The sequence below is a fragment of the Chamaesiphon polymorphus CCALA 037 genome (assembly GCF_003003845.1).
Taxonomy (GTDB): Bacteria; Cyanobacteriota; Cyanobacteriia; order Cyanobacteriales; family Chamaesiphonaceae; genus Chamaesiphon; species Chamaesiphon polymorphus.
The window spans coordinates 1-5,837 of sequence record NZ_PVWO01000375.1 but is presented as its reverse complement, the minus strand read 5'-3'; the positions used below and the strand labels follow the sequence as shown (position 1 = coordinate 5,837).

Annotated in this window: 9 protein-coding genes; 1 reads left to right on the top strand and 8 read right to left on the bottom strand. The window is 45.0% G+C overall.

Translation table 11 applies throughout. The features are described 5' to 3' along the window. Positions 1-22: 22 nt before the first annotated feature. The 8 genes from C7B77_RS22120 to C7B77_RS22090 all read right to left on the bottom strand — a co-directional run bounded on the left by C7B77_RS22120 (position 23) and on the right by C7B77_RS22090 (position 4,703). On the bottom strand, positions 23-709 hold the full coding sequence (locus C7B77_RS22120) for a cytochrome c biogenesis CcdA family protein (RefSeq protein ID WP_106309959.1): 687 nt from the start codon (positions 707-709) through the stop codon (positions 23-25). 40 nt (positions 710-749) lie between these two features. Further along, positions 750-1,337, bottom strand: coding sequence for a redoxin domain-containing protein (locus C7B77_RS22115; RefSeq protein WP_106309956.1), 588 nt, complete (start codon positions 1,335-1,337; stop codon positions 750-752). Positions 1,338-1,463: 126 nt separating this feature from the next. After that, on the bottom strand, positions 1,464-1,742 hold the full coding sequence (locus C7B77_RS22110) for a pentapeptide MXKDX repeat protein (RefSeq protein WP_106309953.1): 279 nt from the start codon (positions 1,740-1,742) through the stop codon (positions 1,464-1,466). A 214-nt stretch (positions 1,743-1,956) separates the two neighbouring features. Further along, positions 1,957-2,457, bottom strand: a complete 501-nt coding sequence (locus C7B77_RS22105; RefSeq protein ID WP_106309950.1) for a DUF2721 domain-containing protein — start codon at positions 2,455-2,457, stop codon at positions 1,957-1,959. A 61-nt stretch (positions 2,458-2,518) separates the two neighbouring features. Beyond that, on the bottom strand, positions 2,519-2,872 hold the full coding sequence (locus C7B77_RS22100; protein ID WP_106309948.1) for a thioredoxin family protein: 354 nt from the start codon (positions 2,870-2,872) through the stop codon (positions 2,519-2,521). Positions 2,873-2,902: 30 nt separating this feature from the next. After that, positions 2,903-3,064, bottom strand: a complete 162-nt coding sequence (locus tag C7B77_RS30315) for a hypothetical protein (protein ID WP_181243968.1) — start codon at positions 3,062-3,064, stop codon at positions 2,903-2,905. Next, positions 3,049-3,909 (bottom strand): cytochrome c biogenesis protein CcdA, encoded by an 861-nt coding sequence (locus tag C7B77_RS22095; RefSeq protein WP_106309945.1) that lies wholly within the window; start codon positions 3,907-3,909, stop codon positions 3,049-3,051. Before C7B77_RS22095 ends, C7B77_RS30315 begins: the two co-directional genes overlap by 16 nt. A gap of 248 nt (positions 3,910-4,157) precedes the next feature. Continuing rightward, the gene (locus C7B77_RS22090; RefSeq protein ID WP_106309942.1) at positions 4,158-4,703 is read right to left on the bottom strand and encodes a thioredoxin domain-containing protein; all 546 of its coding nucleotides are present in this window, start codon (positions 4,701-4,703) and stop codon (positions 4,158-4,160) included. Positions 4,704-5,434: 731 nt separating this feature from the next. On the opposite strand from C7B77_RS22090, the gene C7B77_RS30310 reads away from it, so the two are divergent. Continuing rightward, a partial coding sequence (locus C7B77_RS30310; protein WP_425430843.1) for a 2-keto-4-pentenoate hydratase occupies positions 5,435-5,837 on the top strand: 403 nt, incomplete at its 3' end.

Genomic DNA, 5,837 nt, shown 5'->3' with positions numbered 1-5,837 from the left:
GATCTACGCTATAACAATTTTATTAAACAGATAAACTCGGAAATAACGGAGCCAACCATAACTGAATCTGCACATCCAAACCCAACAACATCGCGATCGCGGTAATAATAATCATCATCCCGCCAATCTTTTGAATCGTCCCAGAATGCGATCGCAACTGTAACAATCGCTGCCCCAAATAGCGACCGCCATAAGCAAATAGCAACATCGGGACGGCTGCGCCCAGCCCATAAACAACCAGCATTCCAAACGCCTGAATGTACCGATCTTGCACGGCTGCCAAGAGTAAAATACTTGCGAGTACTGGCCCCGCACATGGTGTCCAAAGCAGTCCGAGTTGACTGCCCAACCAAAATTCACCGACTAATCCAATCGGGTTTGAGCTGTTAGTTTTAATCGAGAAAAGTTGAAAAAATCGATAACCCCATTCGGGGAAAAGTGAAAATACACCCATTACTAGTAAAATGACGATCGCCGCCGCTCTAAGCGCGTCGGGTAAATTCGGAATCCAGCTAGCTACAACGCCCAGCAAGCTACCTGTAATTGCAAAACCACCTACTAAGCCTAAAACGATCGCGATCGGCCCGTAGCGGTGAGATTGGAGCGATCGACCGACAATAATCGGCAATACTGGCAAGATACAAGGAGATAACACGGTCACGATCCCACCGCCAAATGCCAAACCGACAGATAGAGCCTGACTAGTCATTTTGGATTTTGGATTGTTCCAGCCAACCAGTCGATTGTGCTCATAACTTCAATAGTTGTTGAATTTTGCGCTCGGTTTCTGGGTAAGCTCCCTCGCCAATGTGGTCGTACACGATCGTACCTTGTCGATTCGCTAAAAATAGATGCGGCCAATACTCATTGTTGTAAGCTTTCCAGGTTTTAAAGTCATTATCGACAGCCACCGGATAGGTAATGCCATGCTTTTTAATTGCGGCTTGAATATTGGCAATCTTCCGCTCGTAAGGAAACTCTGGGGTATGTACGCTGACGACTTTTAATCCTTGGGCTGCATACTGTTGATGCCACTTGACGATGTAGGGCAAGGTGCGCTGACAGTTAATGCAGGCAAATGTCCAAATGTGGATTAAAGCGACGCTACCTTGGAGATCTTTTTTAGTAAGTGGGGATGAATTCAACCACTCTTGAATGCCCTGAAATTCGGGTAAAGATTTACTAGCTGAAATTTTTATTGGTTCGATAGGCATCGCATTCACACTAGAATTATTAGCCTGTTTAGAGCCAATTCCACATGCTGTTACGGCTCCCATCCCGATCGCGCCCAATCCGAAATATAAAAATTGTCGCCGTTGCCAGATAGACTTATTCATGCGCTGATGCCCTCACAATATTCGATCTATTTACAATTGCTAACGATCGATCGGATGTCATGGGTGAATTTCGATCGGAGGCAAGATGTTGGATGCTAAACTTGCCTCTAGCCCCAGATTATCGGTCTATGGTTTGGTTGTGGGAGTCTTTTTCTCATTGCTTTTCATGGCATCGCCCTTACCATCTTTCATGGCATCGCCTTTCATTGCGTCACCCTTACCATCTTTCATGGCATCGCCTTTCATTGCGTCACCCTTACCGTCTTTCATGGCATCACCTTTCATTGCGTCACCTTTCATGGCATCAGGAGTTGAAGGAGTTGTAGAGCAAGCAGTCAGACCCACACTCAATGTTAGTCCAGCAACGATCGCCAACATTTTCCAGTTCAAAGCAGTTAATTTCATTGGATTATTTCCTAATAAATATCGAAGATAGATGAAATATTTCGCAACAGAACCTAATTGGTTCTCGAATCCAATTATGGATGTCTGGGCTGAAGCTCCTGTGAGGCAAAACTAAGAATTTACTGAGTTTATTCTGAGTAACTCCTCAGCATATTCTCAGCGATTTCTCAGAAATTATCGTCGGCTCCGCTGCTCTGAAAGAGAATCTTCACCACTATTCCCGATGTCGAGCGGGTTTACATAACCGACAATTTTGACCGACTGCTAACTGAATAGAATGGTGAGAAGTCCGCAGTTCGGCAGCCATTAATAACATCCCAATTAGCAAAATACCAATGCCCACCAGAAATACAATGACAACAAGCTGATGCAGCCAACTGGTATCGTTCGCTGTGGCTAGTGCGATGACTAGCATGTCTAACATAAAGACGAGGATTGACAAATAAATTAGCACCAAAACATCATGCACCTGATGGTGGTGACGTAACAGATCTAGCAACAGCCGATCGAGATGGTGCAGCCGTTCTGCCTTGGTTTGGTGCTGCTCCAAATCTACATCTAGCAGGCGCAACCGTTCTAGATCTACAGCACTCACCCGATCGCTCAACCAGTTATAGCGCACCATTAATCCATTGAGCATAATGCCACAAGTCGTTAGCATTACAACAGGCGCAATAATCAGGTTGATTGTTTGGACGACGGTTTCCTGTGACATGGTTAGTCGATGCTAGCTTTGAGACATTAACACAAAGCTTACGGCAAGATGGCTCGATCGACTATTCGATTTCTGCATGATAGGTTTGGTGAACCCATTTTTTAATTGTTTCAATATATAGTTTTTTATGCTTCAAGCCCACAATTTTTTCTAGTAGTCGATCGCCTTTAAATAGAATGACAGTTGGGACGCTACGAATGCCAAGATCGATCGCCAGATCTGGTTCTTCATTCATGTCGATTTCAACTAGCTCTAAATTACCATTTTGTTCGGTTGATAACTGATGTAAAATAGGTCTGAGTGTATCGCAAGAGCTACAATACGGCGCACTGACTTCAACTATAATCAGTTTATTAGATTCACTTTTCAATCGTTCAAAATCCGGGCGACCTTGGAAAAAAGTTTGCGCTGACATCTTAAGTATTGCCTCTAAATTGCCTTTGAATTAATGAATTTTTGCTAGCCATCGATTGGCTTCTATTGCTGCCATGTAGACCGGATCGATCGCTGTATAATCTACTGGTTCCGAACCAATAATTTCGAGTCGTTCGATCTTAGTTTTCTTATGTATAATTGGTGATAAATCAACACCTAACCGAAAAACCATTTTACTCCAGTAAATAGATAGTAAATTCCTGCCAAAATTAGAACCACACTACCAAATCTGGTAATATTTTCTGAGTGCTGCAACAATAGCTTTGCTTGCTTAGCAAAACCAGTTAGCAAACTAGCGAGAAAGATGATGATGGTATAACCAAAGGCATAACTTGCCATTGTCAGTACGGCGAGTAATTGCGAACCACTAGCACCTGACGCAGCAAGAACGGCAAATAAAACCGGACTCGCACACGGCGAACTGACTAATGCAAATGTCAAACCCACACCGAAGGGGCCAAAATTCGAGCCATCGACGTTAATTTGAGGTAATGGAATTTTAATCAGTCCTAATAAGCCAAAACCCATAATTAGAATAATCGCGCCCACGATCGCATTAATATGACCGCGATATTCCACCATGACTGCACCAGCAAACGACGATACTAGCCCAAATAAACCAAGAATAATGACATTTCCTAATACAAATAATCCCGCTTTAACAAAAGCATCGCTACGGGAGGTAATATTGCGGGTACCAATATAGGTCAAGTTAAGCGGCAATAGTGCGAGAATACAGGGAGAAACACTGGCAATTAAACCACCAATAAAAGCTAATGGCATTAATATTAATGGATTAGCAGTATCTTGTTTGGAGAACCATTCTTGATAGCGGTTCTCTGTAAGTGAAATTAAATGTTCGAGTACCTGAGAAATCGGGCCACTAATGAGTAAAGCTAATACCAAGCCTAATAATGCCAGCCCACCGAATAAAGCCCATTTTTTCGGTAATTTTATAGCAGTTTTTCTACGCGCATTTGAATGCTTTTCAAGATCGCGATCTGATTCTAGTTTCATAAGATTTTTCTGTTATTAAAGATCGATGCGATCGACTGATAATCATGCCGAACTAACATAATCATTTTTAAGCCGATCTGACGATGAAGTATATAGATTATTTGCACATGTTTTATAGTCTTTTTGTAGCTATCAACTAGAAAAAATGAGAAAAAGTAAATGGACTAACATCGTTTATTCGACGGCGTTTGCAGCGGCTCAGATGCTCGGAATGAGAATCGAGCATCCATTTACTCATAAGCTCAAATCTACTTTTTAGCGATCGCCGCATCCAATACGCTGGAGTAAGCAGTTAGTTCGGGATTATTACGTTCTTGTCCTAAGATATTTCCGGTCGCTGGATCGACGATCGTGAGCGAACCAGTTTGAGTTTTGTTAGCTGCAAAAAACTTGCTCAAACCTAATTGTTTAGCCTTAGCTTCAGCTTTTGCAGAACTAGCTTTGTCAGACACATCTAATGTCACAAAGGTGACTTTATTGCCATACTGCTGCTTGATTTTGGAAACAGTGGGGGCGATATTTTTGCAAGCAGCGCACCAACTAGCATAGATATCTACAACGACTGGCTTACCTTGTACTTGTTTTGCCAAGGGACCCCCAACAGAACTAGTAGCTTTTTTGCCAGCACAAGGCTTGGTTTTACCAGCACAAGGATCGGGTTTAGCCGCACAAGGATTTTTTTTGCCCGCACAACCAGCAACCGCAATGTTGGTGCCAAAAATGATGCTGGGAGCAACAGCGGTAATGCTCAGTAATGAGATTGCAGCAAATGTAGCAAGAAGTTGAACTTTCATCGGAGCCTCTGGTTAAAAATATTTAGGTATCGATTCGGTGTGCCCAATTTTTTGGGCTTGCTTATGATTAAAAGCCAGCAAGATGAGTCTCAGATGAAGATCGCATGGAGATTGGATAAAATCAGGAGAGCCGCGATCGACAGGTTGTAAGTAAGCTCACATCTTCAGCAAAAATTCATCTTGTTATTACCTCAGAATCACCTAGATTGCCAATCCTGCTCTTAAACTTGAGATCGGATACTAGGGCAAGTATGTTAAATCGAGACTGGTTGGTGACAGATGCAGGGCGGTGCATTCCTGGTGAGCTTGGCACACAGGATAATTGGGGCGATCGACCTTATCGACTCTATCGGTTTCTGACTGATGTGGAAGATATCGTCGATCGCGAAAGCGACGATCGAATTCGCCTTCAACTAATTTGTCCTCTAGTCAGACGGCTGCTAAATAGCTGTGAATGGCTGCATCTAAATTTCTTATCACCAGATCCCGAAACGGGTTGGTCGGTGCAAACGCTCTATGACGAGCCAGATTTCCCAATAACGATTCAAACAGTCGTCTGGTCGCCAGGGACGGCTTCACCAGTCCACAATCATGCAACCTGGGGAATTGTGGCACTGTTAGATGGACGAGAAAAAAACACCTTTTGGCAGCGATCGCCGACAACTGAATTTCCCGATCTCATCGAAACTACAGGCGATCGCATTCTCGTTCCTGGTGACATGCTCTGCTTGATGCCCGATGCCATCCACCACATCGAAGCCCTCGGCGACGAGCTCTACGCCGCCTTGCGCGGCTGCAGCGTCGTCGAGCCGCTGACGAACCGGCACGCCGGCATCACCCTCGACGACGCGTACCGCATCCAGCAGCGCATGCTGGCGCGGCGCCTGGAGGCGGGCGAGCGCGTGGTCGGCAAGAAGATCGGCGTAACCAGCGCCGCGGTGATGAACATGCTGGGCGTGTTCCAGCCCGACTTCGGCTACATGCTCGACGGCATGATCGTGGCGCAGGGCGAATCGATCGCGATGTCCACGCTGATCCAGCCCAAGGCCGAAGGCGAGATCGCGTTCATCCTCAAGCGTGACCTGATGGGCCCGGGGCTGAGCAACGCCGACGTGCTGGCGGCCACCGAATGCG

Coding starts and splice junctions, on each gene's coding strand:
- C7B77_RS22120 (WP_106309959.1), bottom strand. CDS start 709: ATGACTAGTCAGGCTCTATCTGTCGGTTTGGCATTTGGCGGTGGGATC.
- C7B77_RS22115 (WP_106309956.1), bottom strand. CDS start 1,337: ATGAATAAGTCTATCTGGCAACGGCGACAATTTTTATATTTCGGATTG.
- C7B77_RS22110 (WP_106309953.1), bottom strand. CDS start 1,742: ATGAAATTAACTGCTTTGAACTGGAAAATGTTGGCGATCGTTGCTGGA.
- C7B77_RS22105 (WP_106309950.1), bottom strand. CDS start 2,457: ATGTCACAGGAAACCGTCGTCCAAACAATCAACCTGATTATTGCGCCT.
- C7B77_RS22100 (WP_106309948.1), bottom strand. CDS start 2,872: ATGTCAGCGCAAACTTTTTTCCAAGGTCGCCCGGATTTTGAACGATTG.
- C7B77_RS30315 (WP_181243968.1), bottom strand. CDS start 3,064: ATGGTTTTTCGGTTAGGTGTTGATTTATCACCAATTATACATAAGAAA.
- C7B77_RS22095 (WP_106309945.1), bottom strand. CDS start 3,909: ATGAAACTAGAATCAGATCGCGATCTTGAAAAGCATTCAAATGCGCGT.
- C7B77_RS22090 (WP_106309942.1), bottom strand. CDS start 4,703: ATGAAAGTTCAACTTCTTGCTACATTTGCTGCAATCTCATTACTGAGC.